Below are 20,650 nucleotides of genomic sequence, written 5' to 3' on the forward strand. Positions count from 1 at the left end.
GGAATGGAATTAGAGTGACAGTCAAAAAAAACGGATAAATCCTAAATGGGATTATCAGGTTCACTTTTCTTTATTTTTACTTTTATGATAATTTGAGTTCGTTAAACACATAAAAATACTGGTTGACAATACCATAAATACAGCATTAGTATGTAAATCAAAATATAGCAAGCGTTTACATTGGGTGATTTTGGATCGATATCAGTTGTGTTAAGGAATGAATTTTATGTACTTAGGTTTGTGCACGACTATTTGCAAACGTTTGCACTAAATTCATGGTTTTGGTGTTGATCTTTAACTTTGATGGGAGGATGATGCTGTTAATCCGGTTTGACGAGCCGCACACATAGACCTTCTCCAACCACAGAAGGAAGACGCATGATTTCATAACCCCAGAATAATTGGCGGGGTTCGAGAAATTATGTATCCGCTTGCACAAAGGGAATTCATAATTATGGGAGGTTTTACAAAAATGAAAATAACTTTATGGGGCAAGAGGACGTTCGCGATCTTCATGATCGTTGCTCTTGTGTTCTCCAGTCTCGGCTTACACCCAGTTAAGGTTTCAGCAGAAACGACAAAGGTAGTTTTGGTCGGTGATTTGCAATCACAGTTTATTTCTACTGGGGCGGAAAATCCCGGCAAAGATTGGGATGAGGCATCAGTAGTCACCCAAATGACTTACTCAGACAATGGGTTGTATTCTTTTACTGGGACTCTGCCAGCAGGAGAATATAATTATAAGGTTGCTCTGAACGATAGTTGGGATGAGAACTATGGATTTGCAAAGTATACAAACCCTCAAGGGAAAAATGATGGAGAGAATATCCACATCAAGCTAGAAACAGAAACGATTGTAACCTTTTATTATAATGACATCACTCATAAAATAGCTGATTCTACGTATTACACGCCAATTACGCCTAAATTGACAGGAAACCTGCCAGCAGAGGCGTTATCCACATTAACAGATCCGGATTTTGATGGTGTGTACAGTACAGTTGTTACTGTGCCGCAGGGAGATTACACATATAAGGTTTCTGTTCCAGGAGCCACAGAAGCAGAGGATATGTCTTATCCAGAAAGCGATCTAGCGTTGAGCCTACCGTTAGATCTTAAGGTAACCTTCAAGTACAATACTGCAGATCACAGTGTGACCGCAGAATATAAAATCCCTACTGAACCTGTAGAGGTTACACCTGTTCCAGCAGGGCACATTCGTGTTCACTACAAAGCTAGTGATTACACCGATAAGGGATTGTGGTTATGGGGTGATGTTGTAAGCCCTTCTGTTGATTGGGCTATGGGTGCGACCCCTTTTCCTGATGGACAAATGGATTCCTATGGTGCATATGTTGATGTGCCGATTAAGGATGGGGCTAAGAAAATCTCATTCATCGCGCTTCAGCGTGCAAGTGGTGCTAAAGATGGAGGAGATAAGAACTTCTCGATTAATACTCCACAAACTAATGAAGTATGGATCACAGAAGGCTCTGATGTAGTTACGCCTTATGAACCGGTTAAGCTTCCGGCAAATACCGTTCGGATCCATTATATGAGATCAGATTCCAATCAAAGTCAATATGGATTATGGTTGTGGGATGATGTTGCAGTTTCACTTAAGGAATGGCCTAAAGATGCAGTTCCATTCCAAGCCGATCAAGTAGGTCGCTTTGGTGCTTATATTGATATTCCATTGAAAGAAGCTGCAAAAAAAATTGGGTTTCTCGTAGTGAACCCGTTGAATGGCGATAATAAAGACGGCGGTGACAAAGGATTTACTCTACTGGATCGTTACAACCAGCTGTGGATAAAAGAAGGAGACAACAATGTATATGTTTCACCATTTGGTGAAACACCTATCGGTTTAGTATCTGCTGAAGTGTTGTCGACGAGCAAAATCCTTCTTGGTTTCACGTTAACTGACGGCTTGGATGCAGCAGCATTGAAGAATGAGATTACCGTTAAAGATAAAGACGGTGTTGCTATTCCTGTATCGGCTGTAACCATTACTAGCAAAACTTCAATTGAAGTTGATACAAAAGCCTTTGATCTGGATAAAGTTCCGCTTAGCGTTACTTATTCAGGCAAAACGGTCTCTGCGGCTAGTGGTTGGAGAATGCTTGATGAAATGTACAATTATACAGGAGATGATCTAGGGGCTACGTACAACGCTGACAAAACAGCCACGTTAAAATTGTGGGCTCCTAAAGCTAGCTCGGTTGTCGTAAATGTGTACGATAAGAATGACTCCAACGTGTTCGTGGGTAGTGTGGACTTAACGAGCGGTGAGCAAGGAGTCTGGTCGGTGGACTTAAAGCCGACTGATTTGACAGGCACGACTACAAACGATGTAAGAGGATTCTTTTATCAATATGAAGTGACGAATGACGGTGTAACCAATAAGGTCCTTGATCCTTATGCTAAATCAATGGCGGTATTTACTGTGGATACCACAGGTGCTGCTGGTGCTGGCGGGGATACAGTCGGTAAAGCGGCTATCGTTGATTTAAGCCAGACGAACCCAGATACCTTTGGTTATGCTGATATTAAAGGCTACGAAAAACGCGAAGACGCAATCATTTATGAAGTTCACGTCAGAGACTTTACATCCGATGTATCGATTGAAGATAGTCTGAGTGGCGAAAGATGGGGCTCTTATAGCGCTTTTGAAAAGAAGCTCGATTATATTAAATCTCTCGGTGTAACTCATATTCAATTACTTCCTGTGATGGCTTGGTATTACGGGGATGAGACGAAGATGGGGACTAGAGAAACAGAATATTCCGCTAAAAACAATGAATACAACTGGGGATATGATCCTCACAACTACTTCTCTCCAGATGGTGCTTATTCGCAGAAACCTGCTGATCCTGAGGAGCGGATTAAAGAATTAAAAGGATTGATTGACGCCATACATGAAGCTGGAATGGGTGTCATTCTGGATGTAGTGTACACACATATGGCTAAAAAAGAATTCTTAAACGACATCGTTCCTAATTATTACGCGTTCCAAGATGCAAATGGCAACTTTATCGGAGGTTTCGGAAACAATCTGGCCACTAACCATAAAATGGCTGAGAAGTTGATGGTTGATTCCGTGAAATACTGGTTTGAAGAGTACAAGATTGATGGAATGCGCTGGGATATGATGGGCGATGCGACAGCGGAGGCTGTTCAGAATGCTTATGATGCCGCGGCAGAAATTAATCCGAAGGCACTTTTTATCGGTGAAGGCTGGAGAACATTCGGTGGTGCCGCAGCCGATCCTTCCCTTGCTGGAAAAGGGGCAGATCAGGATTGGATGGATAAAACGGATAATGTCGGTGTTTTCTCTGATGAATTCCGTAATGAATTGAAGTCTGGTTATGGTTCCGAAGGTCAACCTAGATTTATTACGGGCGGTGCGCGTCCAATAGCGACAATCTTTAACAATATTAAGGCGGAGCCCTCAAATACGCCTGCTGATGATCCAGGTGATATCGTTCCGTACATCGAAGCGCATGATAACCTGACGCTGCACGATGTTATTGCACAAACGATCAAGAAAGATCCTGCCATTGAGAAGAATGAGCTTGAAATCCAGAAACGGATTAGACTCGGAAACATGCTTGTTCTAACCTCCCAAGGCACTGCCTTCATTCATGCAGGCCAGGAATATGGGCGTACCAAGCAATGGAATAGCACTTCGGTTCCTCAGGATAAGTACACTGAAATGTTTGATAGTGAAGGCAAATCCTTTGGTTATTTTATTCATGATTCGTATGATTCTTCGGATGCTGTCAACATGTTTGATTGGACCAAAGCAACGGATGAATCACAATTCCCAGTACAGAATACAACAAGAAAATACACGTCAGGTCTGATGGAATTGAGAAAGTCTACCGATGCATTCCGATTGGGCGACAAGGATCTGGTTGATTCCAATGTTAAACTAATTCCTGCACCAGAAATGAAGACTGATGATCTTGTCATTGGCTATTCAAACAAAGCTACTGATGGCACAGGTATCTATTATGTTTTCATGAATGGCGATAGCACAGAAAGAACTCTTACTTTATCAGAGGATTTGACGAGTGGTCAGGTGCTTGTTGACAATGATGAAGCTGGTGTTACTGCAGTTAGTCAACAGAGTGGTTTCATTTTAACTGCTAATTCAATCAAGCTAGATCCTTTGACTGCAGTGATTATCAAAATGGAAGCTGAAGCCGCTACGCTTACTTCTATAGAGACCGATAGTGCAAGCTACACGCTGGCAGCAGGCAATACGCATCAAACAGCTGTTTTTGCGAAGTACGACGACAACAGCAGAAGAAATGTTACGCAATTGGCTACTTACACTTCCAATAAGCCTGAAGTGGCTACAGTAACCAGTAAAGGTCAAGTGAAGGCAATTGGTAATGGAACAGCTGTAATTACCATCACTTATGGCGGTATTTCTACAACTGTTACCGTAAAGGTTACTGATAAGAGATATGTCCAATTTACCTATAATCGTAGTGATAAGGATTATAAGGATTGGAACATCTGGGTCTGGAATACAGGAGTTAAAAATGATCAGATTGATTTTACAACCTTTAAGAATGGCACAGCGAGTGTTTTGATTGAGGTTGCTGAGAATGCGACAAGTGTAGGGTTCGTCCTTCGTAAAGGTACCGATTGGTCGATTAAGGACCCTTACGGGGATGACCGTATCATTCCGCTGACGCCTGGTGAATTATTCACTAAAGTGAATGTAACTAGTGGGGTGAAGGAGTTTGATATCAAACCAAGTATTAGCGGTCCTATCCTTAAGGATGGAACGATTACTTTTAGATATCGCGATGATGCATTGTTCCGCAGTGGGAATATGGAAGCGATCACAGCTGCTAAAGTAAAAGTGAATGGAAAAACATATCCAATGGTTTATGATTCCGCTAACGAGTGGTTCACTTACACGTTGACTGATTTAGTAGAAGGTACGTATAAGTACACGTTCTTGATCACGAAAAACGGAATCACTACTGAATTTACAGATCCTAAGAATACAGTGAATGATGAATCTATTGTTGTGTATCATATTCCTGACGTTAAGATTACGACATCCGTGAATCCGGAAGCAGTTGCATCTAATCAGAATGCGGTTGTAACCATCAATGTAGTGACTTCAGAAGAGGTAACATATTCAGAGGGATACATGGATTTAACCAATCTTGGAGGACCAAGCAAAGTTAAGCTGGATACGGAGCTGATGAAGCAGACAGTTGCTGTGAAGGACACGGTGTCAGCGGGGATCAAAAATATTCCGATTACGCTCGTGGACCAGTACGGAAATTCACATAAAGAAAATGCTAAACTCGAGGTAAAAGCGAGAACCTACACAGGTGATAAGCTGGATTTTGATTGGGATGAGGCTCGTATATACTTCGCGCTTACAGACCGCTTCAAAGACGGAGATCCAACAAATAATGAGAATGTAGATAAAGATCAACTGGAAGCATACCACGGTGGTGATTTCCGAGGAATGATCGACAATCTCGATTATTTGCAAGAACTTGGTATTAACACGCTTTGGATTACGCCAATTGTAGATAATATTGATTTTAATAAAGGTCATGGCTTCAAACAATACGGATATCATGGCTATTGGGCCAAGGATTTTACAAAGCTCGACGAGCATCTTGGTGATATGGAGACCTTCAAGGAATTGATCGAAAAGGCACATGACAAGGGCATCAAGATCATGGTCGACGTTGTACTCAATCATACGGGCTACGGTTTAAAGGCTGAGGATAAAGAGCCGACGATTACAGCTGAGGATAAAGCACGTTTTGAAGGAATGCTTCGTACGGATGGTGTATCCGCGGATACAGATCCAATCAAAGGCGAGCTTGCAGGATTGCCGGATTTCAAAACGGAAGATCCAGCCGTTCGTGAAAAAATTATCGCTTGGCAAACAGGGTGGTTAGATAACGCTCGGACGGAACGTGGAGATACGATTGACTATTTCCGTGTGGATACAGTCAAACATGTAGAAGATACAACTTGGAAAGCATTTAAAAATGCACTGACTTCAATTGATCCAAACTTCAAAATGACCGGTGAATACTTCGGCGGAACCATTGATAGCAATGGTGGAATGCTCGAAACAGGCCAGATGGACGGACTGCTTGATTTTGGATTTAATGATGCTGCGAAAGACTTTACTGATGGTAAAGTTAACAGTGTTGATTCCTATTTGCAGGAACGAGAGTTAAAGATTGATAACACGAAGATGATGGCTCAATTCCTGAGTAGTCATGATGAGGATGGCTTCTTGTCTAATTATGTGGATGGAGATAAAGGCAAGCTGAAAATCGCAGCCGCTCTGCAAATCACAGCCAAGGGACAGCCAGTCATTTACTACGGAGAAGAACTGGGGAAATCGGGTAAAAATGCAGGAGACATGTCTAAAGGTGAGTTCAGTGAGAACCGTAAAGATATGCCTTGGGATCAGTTGACTGCAGAAAAGCCACTTCATGATCATTATCAGAAGCTGTTGAATATCCGTGCAAAATACTCCAAAGTGTATTCTAAAGGTACGCGCACGAAGTTGGCAGGTTCAGATGATTTAGGTTATTTAGCCTTCAATAAGTCTTACGATAATGAGAACGTCGTGACGGTTATTAACACTAAAACAAGTGAGGAATCCGCAACGATTCCAGTACCGTTTGCTGCCAATTCATCTGTAAAGGATGAGTACAGCGGTAAAACATACACGGTATCCGAAGATCAAAAAGTAATCATTGATCTACCAGGTAGAGATGATGGGGGTACGGTTATTCTAGCTGCTGTATCTAAAGTGACACCAACACCAACCTCAGGTGGTGCTGAAGTTAGCCCAACAACTCCTGCTGATATGCAAGTTGTCAGTGAGGACAGTTTGAAGAATGGTAAAGATGGAAAGGTACAAATCGATATTGCTGCAGGTAAGACAGCGGTATTGTTACCGTTGCAAGCAGCAAAAACATTGGGATCTAATGATCTAGTATTTAAAGTGGGGGATCTATTACTTACTATCCCTAACAAACTGTTAAGCACAATACCAAGTTTAGCTTCAGGTGTGGATGCGGAAGGTGCTCAAATCCTGTTGGAGCTGAAACCATTGGTCCAGTCTGCTACAAAAGAATTAATCGACGGTTTAAACAAAGAGGTGGGGACCGTAACTTCGCTTTCTGATGTGTTTGAACTGAGACTTAGCATTCTGAAGAAAGATGGTACCCGGATTGTAGTTAAGAAGTTCGATGAGCCAATTACGATATCGTTTAAGATTAAAGGCCAATCGAATAAAGATTTATTGGGCATCTACTATTTAGGCGATAATGGCGAGCTTGAGTACGTAGGTGGACAGCTGAATGGAGACGTGATATCTACACAAGTCACGCACTTTAGTAAATATGCCGTATTAGAGATTGTGAAGTCGTTTGAGGATGTTCCAACTACTTATTGGGCATTCCATGCCATTCAGTCTCTTGCTGCAAAACAAATTGTTTCAGGGGTTACGACAACCGAATTTAATCCGAAGAGCAATGTTAGTCGTGCGGAATTTACCGCATTACTAGTTCGTGCACTTGGTTTAAATGCGGAAGGGCCGGTTCAATTTACTGATATCAAGTCAGATGCATGGTATTCATCATACGTAGCAACAGCGTCTAAGCTGGGCATTGTTAGTGGTCGAAGCAAGGATACTTTTGCGCCGAATGCTTCCATTACCCGTGAGGAAATGGCTATCATGGTGATCCGTGCGCTTGAAGTGAAGTCTGGTAAGAAGATCGAACCAGCAGTGGGTGTCACGACATTTGCAGATGCATCTAGCATTAGCAAGTGGGCAGATAGCTACGTGAAGACAGCAGCAGGTCTAGGGCTTCTCCAAGGCAGAGAGAACAATCAATTTGCTCCAAAAGGATGGATGACCCGCGCCGAAAGCGCACAGATTATTTATACGCTACTGAGCAAGTAAAACTGGACTTCGGTGTGCTGATTGTTAGTGCACCGAAGTATTAGTAGTTGGCTAGTAATGTGAAAGTCATTCTTAGTCATCTCTAATAGAAAACAGGGTATCCCACAGCTATCATAGCTAGTGAGATACCCTGTTTTGTTATGTTTTATACGGCCAAAGGCATTTAAATCTAGTTGATTGCTTTAAGTATAGCGAAACCATAAGCAGGCATCTTCACGTTCAGCTTGCCACGCTCAGCACGCACTGTATCGGCCGTGAACAAGTTCTCCCAATTTCGCTCGTCTACGTCAATACGGAACGTTTGAGCGGTCTCTTCGCTATTGATCAGTACAACTATAGTCTCAAGATCCAATCGGCGCTCATAGGCTATCTTACTGCCTTGTCGACCTGCCTCTAAGAAAGTAAATGTCCCCGTACGAAGTGCAGGTTGCTCATTGCGGATTTGAATGAGCTGACGGTAGAATTCGAACAGATCACGATCCTGCTTCTCAGGGTTCCACTCCATGCATTTACGACAACCTGGATCACCTTCACCGTCCATTCCGAACTCGTCGCCATAATAGATACAAGGAGTACCCATAAAGGTGAACTGGAATAGTGCAGCTAATCGCATTTTATTTTTGTCCCCAGCAGCCAGCGTAAGTAAGCGTGGAGTGTCATGACTATCTAACAGATTGAAGGCAACTTCACTTGCTTGCAGTGGGTAGCGCGATAACTGTCTACCAATAGAGTTGGCAAACCCCTCTGCATCAAGGTTACCATGAACAAAAAAGTCTAAGACAGCATCAGTGAAGGGATAGTTCATGACGGCATCGAATTTATCACCCTCCAGCCACGGAGCAGACTCATGCCAGATTTCTCCAAGGATGTAGGCCTCCGGATTAGCGCGCTTTACCACCTTGCGGAATTCACGCCAGAAATCATGATCTACTTCATTGGCTACGTCGAGGCGCCAACCATCGATTCCAACTTCTGTAATCCAGAATTCAGCGACCTTCAGTAAGTACTCTTTAACTTCAGGATGTTCGGTATTAAGCTTTGGCATATGTGGTTCAAAGGCAAAAGTATCATAAGTAGGAATCCCGTTTACAACTTGAAGCGGAAACTCACGAATATGGAACCAGTCTTTGTAAATGGAGTCTTCTCCCTTTTCCTGAACATCTAAAAATGGAGCGAAGGTTCCACCGGAGTGGTTGAATACAGCGTCTAACAGCACACGAATACCACGTTTATGGCAGAGGTCGACGAGTTTTTTTAACGTTGCAATATCCCCGAAATGCGGATCAACTTTCATGTAATCTTCTGTATCGTATTTATGATTAGTAGTTGCAGTGAAGAGTGGTGTGAAATAAATAGCATTGATGCCAAGCTCGTTAAGATGATCCAGATGATCAATAACCCCTTGCAGGTCCCCGCCAAAAAAATTGGTTGGTGTTGGCTCTGCTCCCCATGGCTGAACATCTTTTGGATCAAGGCTAGGGTCGCCATTTGCAAAGCGTTCAGGGAAGATCTGATAGAAAACAGCATCCTTTACCCAGGCAGGTGGAGTGAACACATCAACGGGGTTAATAAATGGGAACTCGAAAAGCTTGTTTGGATTTTCTGGCCGGTTCGTTTGAAAATCATTTTCGGTCATCCAAACCTTCTCGTTATCCTTTTGCAGTAAGAATCCGTATTTCAATCGGCGATAGATGGGAACTGAAGCACATTCCCAATAATCGAACATCGCATCAGAGGTGAAGAGGGTCATGGGAATTAGCTCTTTCGTGGTATCCCAAGTGTACTTATCCCCTGCAAAAGCAAATACTTCTGTTAAATCCCCTTTTTTAGCGCGGAGGCGCAAGTGAATCGTACTCTCATTATAGGCATAAGACCAATTTAACCGCGGGCGATGGTACACAGCTTCCAGTAACATGAATAAGTCCTCCTAAAGTTTTGTAAGCGATACTTCCCTGACCAGCTTCGGCAAAACTACTTCGAAAGCATACGCTTAGTTTTGTAAGCGATACTTCCCTGACCAGCTTCGGCAAAACTAACTCGAAAGTATACGCTTAAGTTTTGTGAGCGATACTTTCCCGAACCATTCACCACAGCGCGTGGGGTTTAGAATGTCGCTATTGTTAATGGTTGCACAGTTTTTTATGCAACATGCGCAAATGATGAGGCAAACTTGCACATAACAAAGAGGCACAACCGCCGCGAAGTAGCTTGTCCGAGGTTGTACCTTTCATAAGTAACATTGCCTTTTAGTTATATAGAACAGGAGGCAGACAATAGATGCAATGACTCATGTTGGATTGCCTCTTAACGATTTGGATTATAGCATGGAATAAAAGGGCTTTCAATACTCTTGTTCAAACCATTGCACAAATTTTCACTTGAGTATATGAGCGTTTCTACTGCCCGATAATTGTAAATCTACTGGAAAAGTGAATTTGTGGTATATCAGGGGCAAATAAAATAGCAATTCCATTTTTAAACACATGAAATATCGATTAATTAAAAGATATCATGTGAAAAATGGAGATAAATGCCTATATTGTTTATCAATTAATGGAAAATGGTCAAATATGGTATGTGCAAACGTTTTTAAAAACAAACGATACTGTTGTATGATGTATTCATGAATGAAGCGCTTTCTTGATCTGCTAAATGCAGCTTTAGAAGGAGTGAGCTAAAAGAATAACTTTTTTTTTAGCTTTTCTGAAATCGTTTGCGCAAGTTTCTGCTCTACTATTTTATCATCTTATGCTTTTTTAAAATTGGGAGGGGTTAAAGTAATGAAGTTAAAAAAAGTGATGGTTATCACCGCTGCTGTCTCTATGGCACTGTCCGTTACAGCGTGTGGTTCGAGTAACAATGGGAATGCCGGGGGTAACAACGCAGCAAAAGCTACTAATGCTGCTAATAACACTACAGAGACTGCAGCGCCAGAGGGCACAGATGCAGCAGCGACAGATGAGATTGTACCTGAAGATGGAGCGACTCTAGTTGTATGGGAAAGTAAGGAAGAAAGACCATTCGCAGACGAAATTGCTAAGCAGTTCACAGCAAAATATAACGTTCCAGTCAAGATTGAAGAGTTGGCACCACCAGATCAAGTAACTAAACTTACTCAAGATGGTCCTTCAGGATTAGCAGCAGACGTTATCCTTATTCCTCACGACAACTTAGGTAAAGCGGCAAGTGCGAGCTTGGTTCTTCCTAACGATGTCTTCGGTGAAGAAACAAAAGCTAGCAATACTGAAGCTTCGATTATCGGATCTTCGTATGAAGGCGAATTGTATGGCTACCCAAGAGCAGCAGAAACTTATGCATTGTTCTACAATAAATCACTTGTTAAAGAAGCACCTAAGTCTTTCGACGATGTTCTTGCTTTCAGCAAAACATTCACAGATAAATCCAAGAACAGATACGGAATTATGTGGGAAGTAGGAAACTTGTACTTCAACTACATGTTTATCGCTTCCGATGGCGGATATCTGTTCGGTAAAGACGGTACAGATAAAGACGATATCGGACTTGCTAATGATGGAGCTGTTGCAGGACTTAAAGAATTTGTGAAAATGAAAGAAGCATTGCCAATTAAGAGCGGGGATATCAACGCTGATATCAAACGCAGCTTGTTCAACTCAGGTGATGTAGCAATGGATATCACAGGTCCTTGGGAGCTTGGAGGATACAAAGCAGCGCTTGGCGACAACCTTGGTATCGCACCGATCCCTACAGTGAATGGCAAAACAGCCATTACATTCTCTGGTATCAAAATTTTCGCAGTTAACTCGTTTACTCAATATCCGAATGCTGCTAAATTGTACGCGCATTTTGCATCAAGCAAAGATGCTCAATTGCTATTGAACAAAACGATCGGTTCTGTTCCTACAAACAACGAAGCGCTTCTTGATCCACAAATCGTTAATGATCCATTTGTATCCGCTTTTGCAGCACAAGCTAAGAGCTCCCAGCCTATGCCTTCTATCCCTGAAATGGGTAACGTTTGGAGCCCAGTAAATGCAGCACTTCCAGAAATTTGGGATAAAAATGTGGATCCAAAAGCAGCTATGGACAAAGCCGTTCAACAAATCAAAGATTTGAACAATAGTTCATCGCAATAAGGATCATAAATCACAGTCTTAACAGCATACAGTGAATCAAGCTGCCCGTCGCATGTTTAGCGGAGGGCAGCTTCTTATTTTCACTCGGAGAGGAGAACGGAAGCGAAATGCAGCGACATCGCACGAGGGCCGCAGTACTGTCGACGATTTTCATGGGATTGGGACAAATATATAACCGCCAATTCATCAAAGGAATCATGTTTTTAGTTGTAGAAGCCGCCGCTGTTTATTATTTTATTCAGAATCTTGCTACTGCTTTATGGGGTTTTGTCACACTAGGAGAGAACCCTAGCCGTTTGGTAAAAGTAAAAGGCATCGCTAAGATGGTAGCTGGGGATCACTCGATTTATATTTTGATTCAAAGCTTGATCACCATTCTAATGCTTATCATCATAATCCTCGCTTGGTATTTGAACATTAAAGATGCTTATAAGACTGGAGAGAAACGCGAAAACGGTCTTCAGGCAAACACCTTTAAACAAAGTGTTCGCTATATACTGGATTATAAGTTCGCTCAGACGTTCTTGGTCTTGCCGGGTATTGGTGTTCTATTCTTTACGATCATGCCAATCATCTTCATGATCCTGCTAGCGTTTACGAACTATTCCGCACCTGATCATCTTCCACCCGCTAAATTGGTTGACTGGGTTGGATTTCAGACCTTCCGAAATTTATTAGTTCTCAAAACATGGAGCCACACCTTTTATGGTGTATTAACATGGACGATTATATGGGCAGTTCTTTCAACGATTACTACATATTTCGGAGGACTATTGGTAGCCTTATTGGTGAGCCAAAAAGGTATTCGTTTCAAAGGAATGTGGAGAGTTATTCTGATTGTGCCTTACGCAGTACCTCAGTTAATCTCTTTGCTGCTCATGCGCAATTTATTTAACGGTCAATTCGGTCCGATCAACCAATACCTTGGGTATTTTGGAATGGGCGGATTACCATGGCTGACAGATCCATTCTGGGCTAAGGTTACCGTAATTATTGTTAACATGTGGGTTGGTATTCCAGTCTCGATGTTACTTATCATGGGCGTACTGACTACAATCCCTCGGGATATGTATGAAGCCGCTGAGGTAGATGGAGCATCAGGTTATCAGAAGTTCCGTATTGTTACGCTACCGATGGTATTGTTCTCCACAGCGCCTACTTTAATTACGCAATTCGCAGGTAACATTAACAACTTTAATGCGATCTTCCTATTAACAGGTGGTAGTCCTGTAAATGGTGATTATCAATATGCCGGTTCCACTGACTTGCTAGTAACCTGGCTATACAAATTAACACTTGATCAGAATAAAAACAACATGGCTTCGGCAATAGGGATTATTATCTTTATCATTGTTGCATCATTCTCCCTGTACAATTACCGCCGGACGAAATCATTCAAAGAGGAGGATATGATCCAATGAGCAGAAAGATCGCGAACTTTATTCGCTTAAGTGGTAGTTACATCATCTTGATTGCTTTGTCGATTGCGGCACTCTATCCGGCCCTCTGGATTCTATTTGCTTCCTTCCGACCTGGTAAATCACTGTACAGTAAAACGTTTATCCCTGAGCAATTCACCTTCGATCACTACAGAGAATTGTTCACATCACCGAGCTATATGTTTGGAACTTGGTATGCGAATACATTGAAGATAGCCGTATTCTCCATGCTTATCGGTGTAGTTCTTACCTTGTTAACCAGTTACGCTGTATCCAGATTCCGGTTTAAAGCGCGTAAAACAGCGTTATCGACCGTTCTGATTCTTGGTATGTTCCCTGGTTTTATGAGTATGATTGCCATTTATATGCTCCTTAAGGAGTTTAATTTGCTGGATACACATATTGCCTTGATTATTGTTTATGCGGCTGGGGCGCCGCTCGGGGGAACATTTATCGCCAAAGGCTTCCTCGACACGATTCCTCGTTCTTTGGATGAGGCGGCTCGAATAGACGGGGCGAGTAATTTCGGGATATTTATGCGAGTTATTCTTCCCTTGTCACGTCCTATGATCACTTACATGGCACTGACTCAATTTGTCGGACCTTGGGTGGATTTCATTTTTGCCAGACTTATTTTGCGGACGAAGGAGAACTGGACCGTAGCAGTCGGAATGTGGGATATGGTTAACTCGAACCAAAACACTAACTTTACTTTGTTCTCTGCCGGTGCTGTTCTGATCTCTATTCCAATTATGATTTTGTTTGTATTCTTGCAACGTCTGCTTGTTGATGGATTGACTGCAGGAGCTAGTAAGGGGTAACAATTTCGCTTCATACTACAGAATGAACTGGGTACAGCCTTTGTACAGAAATGCAAGGCTGTACCCTTTTTCCATCATAGGGAGTGAACTTAATGAAAAAGCTATGGACCCTACAGTTTAGATCAGTTGGGATAAAATTGTTCGTTATTCTTTTCAGCTCCATAGTGCTCTTATCCTCTGTTCTAGGATTGACTTCATATTTTGCTGCCAAAGATATCATTACAGATGAGGTTGCCGCGGCCTCCTCACAGTCTATAGTTCAAGCAGCGGACAAGCTGGATTTTGTTCTAACCGAATATGAAGCGCTCTCAAGGCAATTTGCACTCGACTCCGCATTAAAAGGTGACTTGGAAAAAATAAATAGTGGAGAACTTACAACGGTAGCCAAAGTCGCTGCAGAAGATCGGATTCGTAGAAAGCTAGACTTAGTTAAAGGATCAGATGAGCGGATGTATGGCGTCAGACTGGTATCTAAGAGCTTGGAAGAAACAGAATCGTATAAATCTGCCGGTGTTAGTGGCCTTCGTAGTGATGAAGGTATTGCTGAAAGATTGAAACAAATTGCAGATGCTAAAGGAGAGCCAGTATGGTTTCCAGTTCGTGAGAAGGGCTTCTTTGATGCTTATACAGAGCCATCTTTAACTATGGGGAGATTGCTTCGGAATCTATTACATCCTGAAGCGGAGTACTACATGCTGATCGAAGTTAAAGGGAAGGCCTTGACCGAAATGCTGTCTAATCTTCAGATTGGAATGACCGGTGAGATTCGAATTTTGAACACAGATGGTAACATTGTTTATGGTGCGGATAATGCTAAACTGGGTCAACTCTCTTACATAAAAGTATCAGAAGAGCAAGATGTGGAAAAGAAACATTCCTTTACAGCAGCCGATGAGAACGGAAGTCCTCAGCTTGTCGTTTATCAACCTTTAACGACTGCAAAGTGGACGCTCATGGGGTATGCGCCAGTTAGTGATTTTACGAAGTCAGCGGACAAGCTCCTTTATATTACGTTCTCTGTTGTGCTTGCAGCTGCCGTGATAGCCCTGTTAATTGGCTATGTCCTTGTTCGTTTGGTTGGGCGTCCACTAGGTAAACTGGCAACCTTAATGGAAGAAGGTGAGCGAGGAAACCTTCGTGTACGAACGAATTTTAAGGGTAAGGATGAGATTGGTCGGCTCGGGCATAGCTTTAACAAAATGATGGAGCAAATTTCTCTGCTTGCAAGCCAGAGTGAAATGTCAGCAGATGAAGTGCTTGGTACTTCAGAACAATTAGTCAAAGCGTCAGGTACAACATCACTTCATGCCAGAGAGGTTGCATCTGCTACGGGTGAGATTGCACTTGGAGCAGCAAGCCTTGCTGTCGAAGCAGAAAAAAGCCATGCTAATGTCGAAATCATTGGCAGTAAGATGAGTGAAGTAACTGAACTAAATACAGTAATGGACGCTTCGGCGGAGCGAGTGATTGAGGTTAGTGATCAGGGGACAGAGTTGATGAAGCTGCTAGTAGAGCAGAGTGAATCTACTGTGGAGATGTTCAATCGAATACAAGAGAACTCCAATAAGCTAAGAGAGAGTACTCATTTAATTCGTAGTATTCTTAGTCCTATGATTGCCGTAAATAAGCAGACCAATATTTTGGCGCTAAATGCCACTATAGAGGCGGTAAGAGCCGGTGCAGCAGGCAGAGGCTTTATAGTGATTGCTGATGAAATCAGACAGCTTGCTAACCAATCGAATGATTCGATCCAATCGGTCTCCAAGATTACGGAAGAGATTGGTCTACACATTGAGAATACGGTTAAAGATATCAATGAGACCGCTCCGAAGTTCCGTGAACAGATTTCTTCTGTACGAGAGTCGTCAACGATCTTTGCAAGTGTCAAAGAGGAAATGGAGCACTTCATGGGGCATCTTAGTGAATCCTCTGCTTCTATTCATGAACTGATAGAGTTTCAGCGTCAATTAGGTGAATCCATGGCGAGTGTCAGTTCTATTGTGCAGCAGACGACGGCTTCGACGCAGGAGGTAGCTTCTATGTCTTCACAGCAATTTACTGTAAGTGAGGAGCTAGTTTCCTTATCTCAAAAGCTGGAGAGCTTAGCAGCAGATCTTAAGGAATCTATGGTTTCTTTTCAAGTATGAGAATTAAATCTTATTAGTAAAAACAATAAAACGAGCAACTCTCCTCTGTATTGGAGTTTTGCTCGTTTTTTTCTAATTTAATGACTTCAAGTAGCTCTTCTTGTCTTAGAAGTAGTTTGAGAGATACACTTGGGTTAACATTTTAATAGAAGAAAGGAGTGATCGATTGACGAATTTTCCTCTAAATCTTAGTGGGAGTCTTTTTCAGCAGGCATTAATTGAAAGAGATTATAGTCCTCATTTTTTTGCTTACTATTATAAACAGTGGAACAACTACAGTATGTCTTACCATCAGCATAATTCAACCGAAATCATGTATTTGATCTCAGGAAGCTGTGTTGTGGATGTCCGTTCAAAAACAGGTGAAGAAGAGAGATTTAGGTTAAAGCGGGGAGAACTGATCATCCTCGATGCAAATGTACCGCACAGACTGATTGTCGAGGATGGGACGCCCTGCCGAATGCTGAATGTGGAGTTTGGATTTATGGACTATACAGGGGTTGCTCCATCTATCGGCAAGCTCGCTCGGAAAGAAGCGGCGCTTGCTGAATGGTTACAGGTTCCCTTTTCCAGTCTAGTCATGCCTGATCCGGAGGAAATTTATCATGTTCTAAAAGGACTTGTACTAGAGCTTGATCAAAGTGGCGGGAAAGGCGGAAGTATGGTCGACTTATTGTTCTGCGAGCTTCTGCTTCGATTATCTAGCTTGCGACAGGATCAGCTTCATGCCAGTCAACAGCCGTCACAGCTCTATGTGCGGCGCAGTATCGAATTCCTGCATCAGAATTACGACCAGAGTATTCAGGTTAAGGATATCGCTGCCGCGGTCAATCTGCATCCCGGATATCTGCACCGTATTTTTAAGTCACAGACAGGTAGGACACTCAGTGATTATTTGAATATGCTGCGAATGGAGAAAGCGAAGATGCTGCTGGGGCAGAGTGATATTCCGATTGCTGAAATTGCCGATTATGTAGGGGTTAGTAGCAGACAATATTTTCATCTCCTCTTCAAAAAATATACTGACAACACGCCCGTAGAATATCGCAATTCCATTGAGCGTCATTCTTGGAGTTATGAAGAGATGGATGTTCAATAGATAAGTTAGGATTTTTGACACCTTCCTTCAAAAGAGGTCATGATATTGGTTACGCTTTCCCTAGCGCCCTTGCTACAATGGACAGGAACAATCAATTCATTACCGGAGGATGATAAGGATGTCATTTAAAGTGTCTTTTATAGGGGCAGGCAGCATTGGATTTACCCGTGGATTGTTGCGGGACTTACTAACCGTGCCGGAATTTAATAATATTGAAGTCTCATTTATGGATATTAATAGCCACAACTTGGAGATGGTTACCGAGCTGTGCCAACGTGATATTAAAGAGAATGGATTAAATATTCAAATCCAGGCAACGACGGATCGAAGAGAAGCCTTGAAGGATGCGAAGTACGTATTTTGTACTATTCGTATGGGTGGACTGGAAGCATTTGCTACAGATGTGGATATTCCATTGAAATACGGAGTCGATCAGTGCGTAGGGGATACCCTTTGTGCAGGAGGCATCATGTATGGTCAGCGCGGGATTGCGGAAATGCTGAATATTTGCCGTGATATTAGGGAAATGGCTGCGCCGGATGTACTCCTACTTAACTATTCGAACCCTATGGCTATGCTGACTTGGGCATGCAACAAATACGGTGGTGTACGGACGATTGGTCTGTGTCATGGGGTGCAGCATGGGCATGGACAAATTGCAGATGTGTATGGGCTGAAGAAGTCGGAAGTCGATATTATTTGTGCGGGTATCAATCACCAGACTTGGTATATTTCGGCGAGTCATAAGGGCAAAGATTTGACCGAAGGTCTTTTAGAAGCTTTTGAGAGTCATCCAGAATTCAGCCGCACAGAAAAAGTTCGGATCGACATGCTGCGACGCTTTGGATATTACAGTACAGAATCCAATGGTCACCTAAGTGAATATGTGCCATGGTATCGTAAACGCAGCGATGAAATTATGGATTGGATCGACCTGGGAAGCTGGATTAACGGTGAGACTGGTGGATATCTACGTGTCTGCACCGAAGGGCGGAATTGGTTCGAAACGGATTTTCCAAATTGGATGAAGGACTCGGCATTGGAGTATACAGTGGAGAATCGCGGAGAAGAACATGGTTCGTTTATTATTGAAGGCTTGGAAACGGGCAGAGTGTATAGAGGTCACTTTAACACTGTGAACAATGGCGTGATCTCTAATTTGCCAGATGATGCGATCATCGAAGCACCAGGGTATGTGGATCGGAACGGTATATCGATGCCGCTTGTGGGTGAATTGCCTTTAGGAGCAGCCGCAGTGTGCAACGTTAGTATCTCGGTGCAACGTTTAGCCGTCGAAGCTGCTGTGCACGGCGATGACAAGCTGCTACGTCAAGCATTTATGATGGATCCGTTGGTAGGCGCCGTATGTAACCCGAAAGAAATCTGGCAGATGGTCGATGAGATGCTCGTAGCTGGGGCGCAGTGGCTGCCACAATATAGCGAGGCCATTGCAAAAGCGAAGGAACGCTTAGCTTCAGGAGATCTTATTCCAACGAATGCCAACAATGAAGGCGCAGCCCGCCTGAAGGTAAAGACGGTGGACGAGATGATGGAGGACCGGGAAGCAGCGAATAGAAATGCGGGTGAATCTGATAAAGGCAAGGATAGAGAGAAGGTACAATAGGCAGTAGAGTTTAAAGCTCACTTGGAATATGACTCTTGCCATCTATTTTCTAAGAGGTAATTAAAGTATTGTGGAACGGTTTAGGACAGTTGAATAGATTTCAATAAAAAAACCTCCCCTACCAAGCTCTGGAATGGAGGTTTTTTTATATGGGTAGGACAATAAAAAAGGTAGTCTAGCTGTGGGCTATAATCAAACGTAGGAATTATGAATTAACAGTGCCCTTTTGACTGAAGAAGGTCTTTAGCGCCTGGTACACTTCTTTTTTGTCTTTAATCACATAATGCATGAATTGCTCGTGCTTCAGATGACGATAAGCGGACATTAGTGTGCTGCTGCGGTTGTACTGATTCACTTCCCCGTAACCAAACATATTGCTTCGTTTTAACAGTTCTCCAATTAGCTTCACACAACGTTCGTTGTCGGAGGTGAGGTTATCGCCATCAGAGAAGTGAAACGGATAAATGTTGTACTGCGCTGGCGGGTATCGGCTGTCGATAATCTCAATCGCTTTTTGATAGGCTGAGGAACAGATGGTTCCTCCACTCTCTCCGCGAGTGAAGAAATCATGCTCGCTGACCTCTTTAGCCTCCGTATGGTGGGCGAGAAAGACAATCTCCACCTTCTCATACTGGCGGCGTAAAAAGCGGGTCATCCAGAAGAAGAAACTGCGAGCGCAGTATTTTTCAAAAGAACCCATCGAACCTGACGTATCCATCATCGCAATAATGACCGCATTGGAGTGAGGCGTTCGAATGTCATCCCATGTTTTGTAGCGCAGATCATCAGGACTTATGCTGTGAATGCCGGGATTACCTCTGCTTGCATTACGCCGAAGGTTCTCCAGCAGGGTACGTTTCTTATCGATGTTGGACATCATGCCTTTTTTACGAATATCGTTGAAGATGATGGATTTAACCTCGATCTCTTCCTTATTCTTTGGCTTCAGATGTGGCAACTCCATATCCTGAAACAAGATGTCCTCCAGATCCTCCAGATTGACCTCTGCTTCCACGGTGTCCTGACCGGGTTGATCGCCTGCTTTTTCCCCTTTGCCGGGCTGTGCCGACTGTGAATCCCGCCCAAGTACATCACCGACCTGACTTTCCCCGTCGCCCTGTCCTACATGCTTTTGCTTACGAAAGTTATAGATAATTCGATATTCATCCAGACTGCGAATCGGAACCTTTACAATCTGCTTACCGCCTGACAAAATAATATTTTCTTCGGTCACGAGATCCGGCAAATTATCCTTGATAGCTTCTCTGACCTTTTGCTGATGACGTTCCTGATCCTGATGGCCTTTGCGATGAAGGGACCAGTCTTCTTTTGAGACTACAAAGGAAAAGGGACCAGATGATTGCGACAGGATGACCACCTCCCATGGGATATAAATATTTATGTTTTGGGGTTGTAACTAAAGTATA

9 protein-coding genes are annotated in these 20,650 nt (G+C 42.9%); 7 read left to right on the forward strand and 2 right to left on the reverse strand.

Annotated elements, in window-relative coordinates; genetic code table 11:
- The first annotated feature begins 472 nt into the window (after nt 1-472).
- Nucleotides 473-7,978, forward strand: a complete 7,506-nt coding sequence (locus H70737_RS08415; protein WP_042186325.1) for a pullulanase — start codon at nt 473-475, stop codon at nt 7,976-7,978.
- A gap of 169 nt (nt 7,979-8,147) precedes the next feature.
- Here H70737_RS08415 and H70737_RS08420 read toward each other — a convergent pair whose 3' ends face one another.
- Nucleotides 8,148-9,893: an alpha-glycosidase gene (locus H70737_RS08420; protein ID WP_042186327.1), complete on the reverse strand. Its 1,746-nt coding sequence runs from the start codon at nt 9,891-9,893 to the stop codon at nt 8,148-8,150.
- A gap of 865 nt (nt 9,894-10,758) precedes the next feature.
- Between H70737_RS08420 and H70737_RS08425 the strand changes: the two genes are divergently transcribed.
- The 6 genes from H70737_RS08425 (at nt 10,759) to H70737_RS08450 (ending at nt 19,223) form a co-directional block, all read left to right on the forward strand.
- Nucleotides 10,759-12,093 carry a sugar ABC transporter substrate-binding protein gene (locus tag H70737_RS08425; RefSeq protein ID WP_042186329.1) on the forward strand — a complete coding sequence of 445 codons (1,335 nt, stop codon included), beginning with the start codon at nt 10,759-10,761 and terminating at the stop codon, nt 12,091-12,093.
- Nucleotides 12,094-12,200: 107 nt separating this feature from the next.
- Nucleotides 12,201-13,514 carry a sugar ABC transporter permease gene (locus tag H70737_RS08430; protein ID WP_042186331.1) on the forward strand — a complete coding sequence of 438 codons (1,314 nt, stop codon included), beginning with the start codon at nt 12,201-12,203 and terminating at the stop codon, nt 13,512-13,514.
- A complete protein-coding gene (locus H70737_RS08435; RefSeq protein WP_042186333.1) occupies nt 13,511-14,353 on the forward strand; it encodes a sugar ABC transporter permease in 843 nt (280 codons plus the stop codon). The genes H70737_RS08430 and H70737_RS08435 overlap by 4 nt, the downstream gene beginning before the upstream one ends.
- A 92-nt stretch (nt 14,354-14,445) precedes the next feature.
- Nucleotides 14,446-16,500 (forward strand): methyl-accepting chemotaxis protein, encoded by a 2,055-nt coding sequence (locus H70737_RS08440; protein WP_052404210.1) that lies wholly within the window; start codon nt 14,446-14,448, stop codon nt 16,498-16,500.
- A 166-nt stretch (nt 16,501-16,666) separates the two neighbouring features.
- Complete coding sequence (locus H70737_RS08445) at nt 16,667-17,599, forward strand: AraC family transcriptional regulator (protein WP_042186337.1); 933 nt, start codon at nt 16,667-16,669, stop codon at nt 17,597-17,599.
- A gap of 118 nt (nt 17,600-17,717) precedes the next feature.
- Nucleotides 17,718-19,223, forward strand: a complete 1,506-nt coding sequence (locus tag H70737_RS08450; protein ID WP_042186339.1) for an alpha-glucosidase/alpha-galactosidase — start codon at nt 17,718-17,720, stop codon at nt 19,221-19,223.
- Between the two features lie 205 nt (nt 19,224-19,428).
- Here H70737_RS08450 and yhbH read toward each other — a convergent pair whose 3' ends face one another.
- Nucleotides 19,429-20,592: a sporulation protein YhbH gene (gene yhbH, locus H70737_RS08455; RefSeq protein ID WP_042193520.1), complete on the reverse strand. Its 1,164-nt coding sequence runs from the start codon at nt 20,590-20,592 to the stop codon at nt 19,429-19,431.
- Between the last annotated feature and the right edge of the window lie 58 nt (nt 20,593-20,650).

The sequence above is a fragment of the Paenibacillus sp. FSL H7-0737 genome (assembly GCF_000758545.1).
Taxonomy (GTDB): domain Bacteria; phylum Bacillota; class Bacilli; order Paenibacillales; family Paenibacillaceae; genus Paenibacillus_AQ.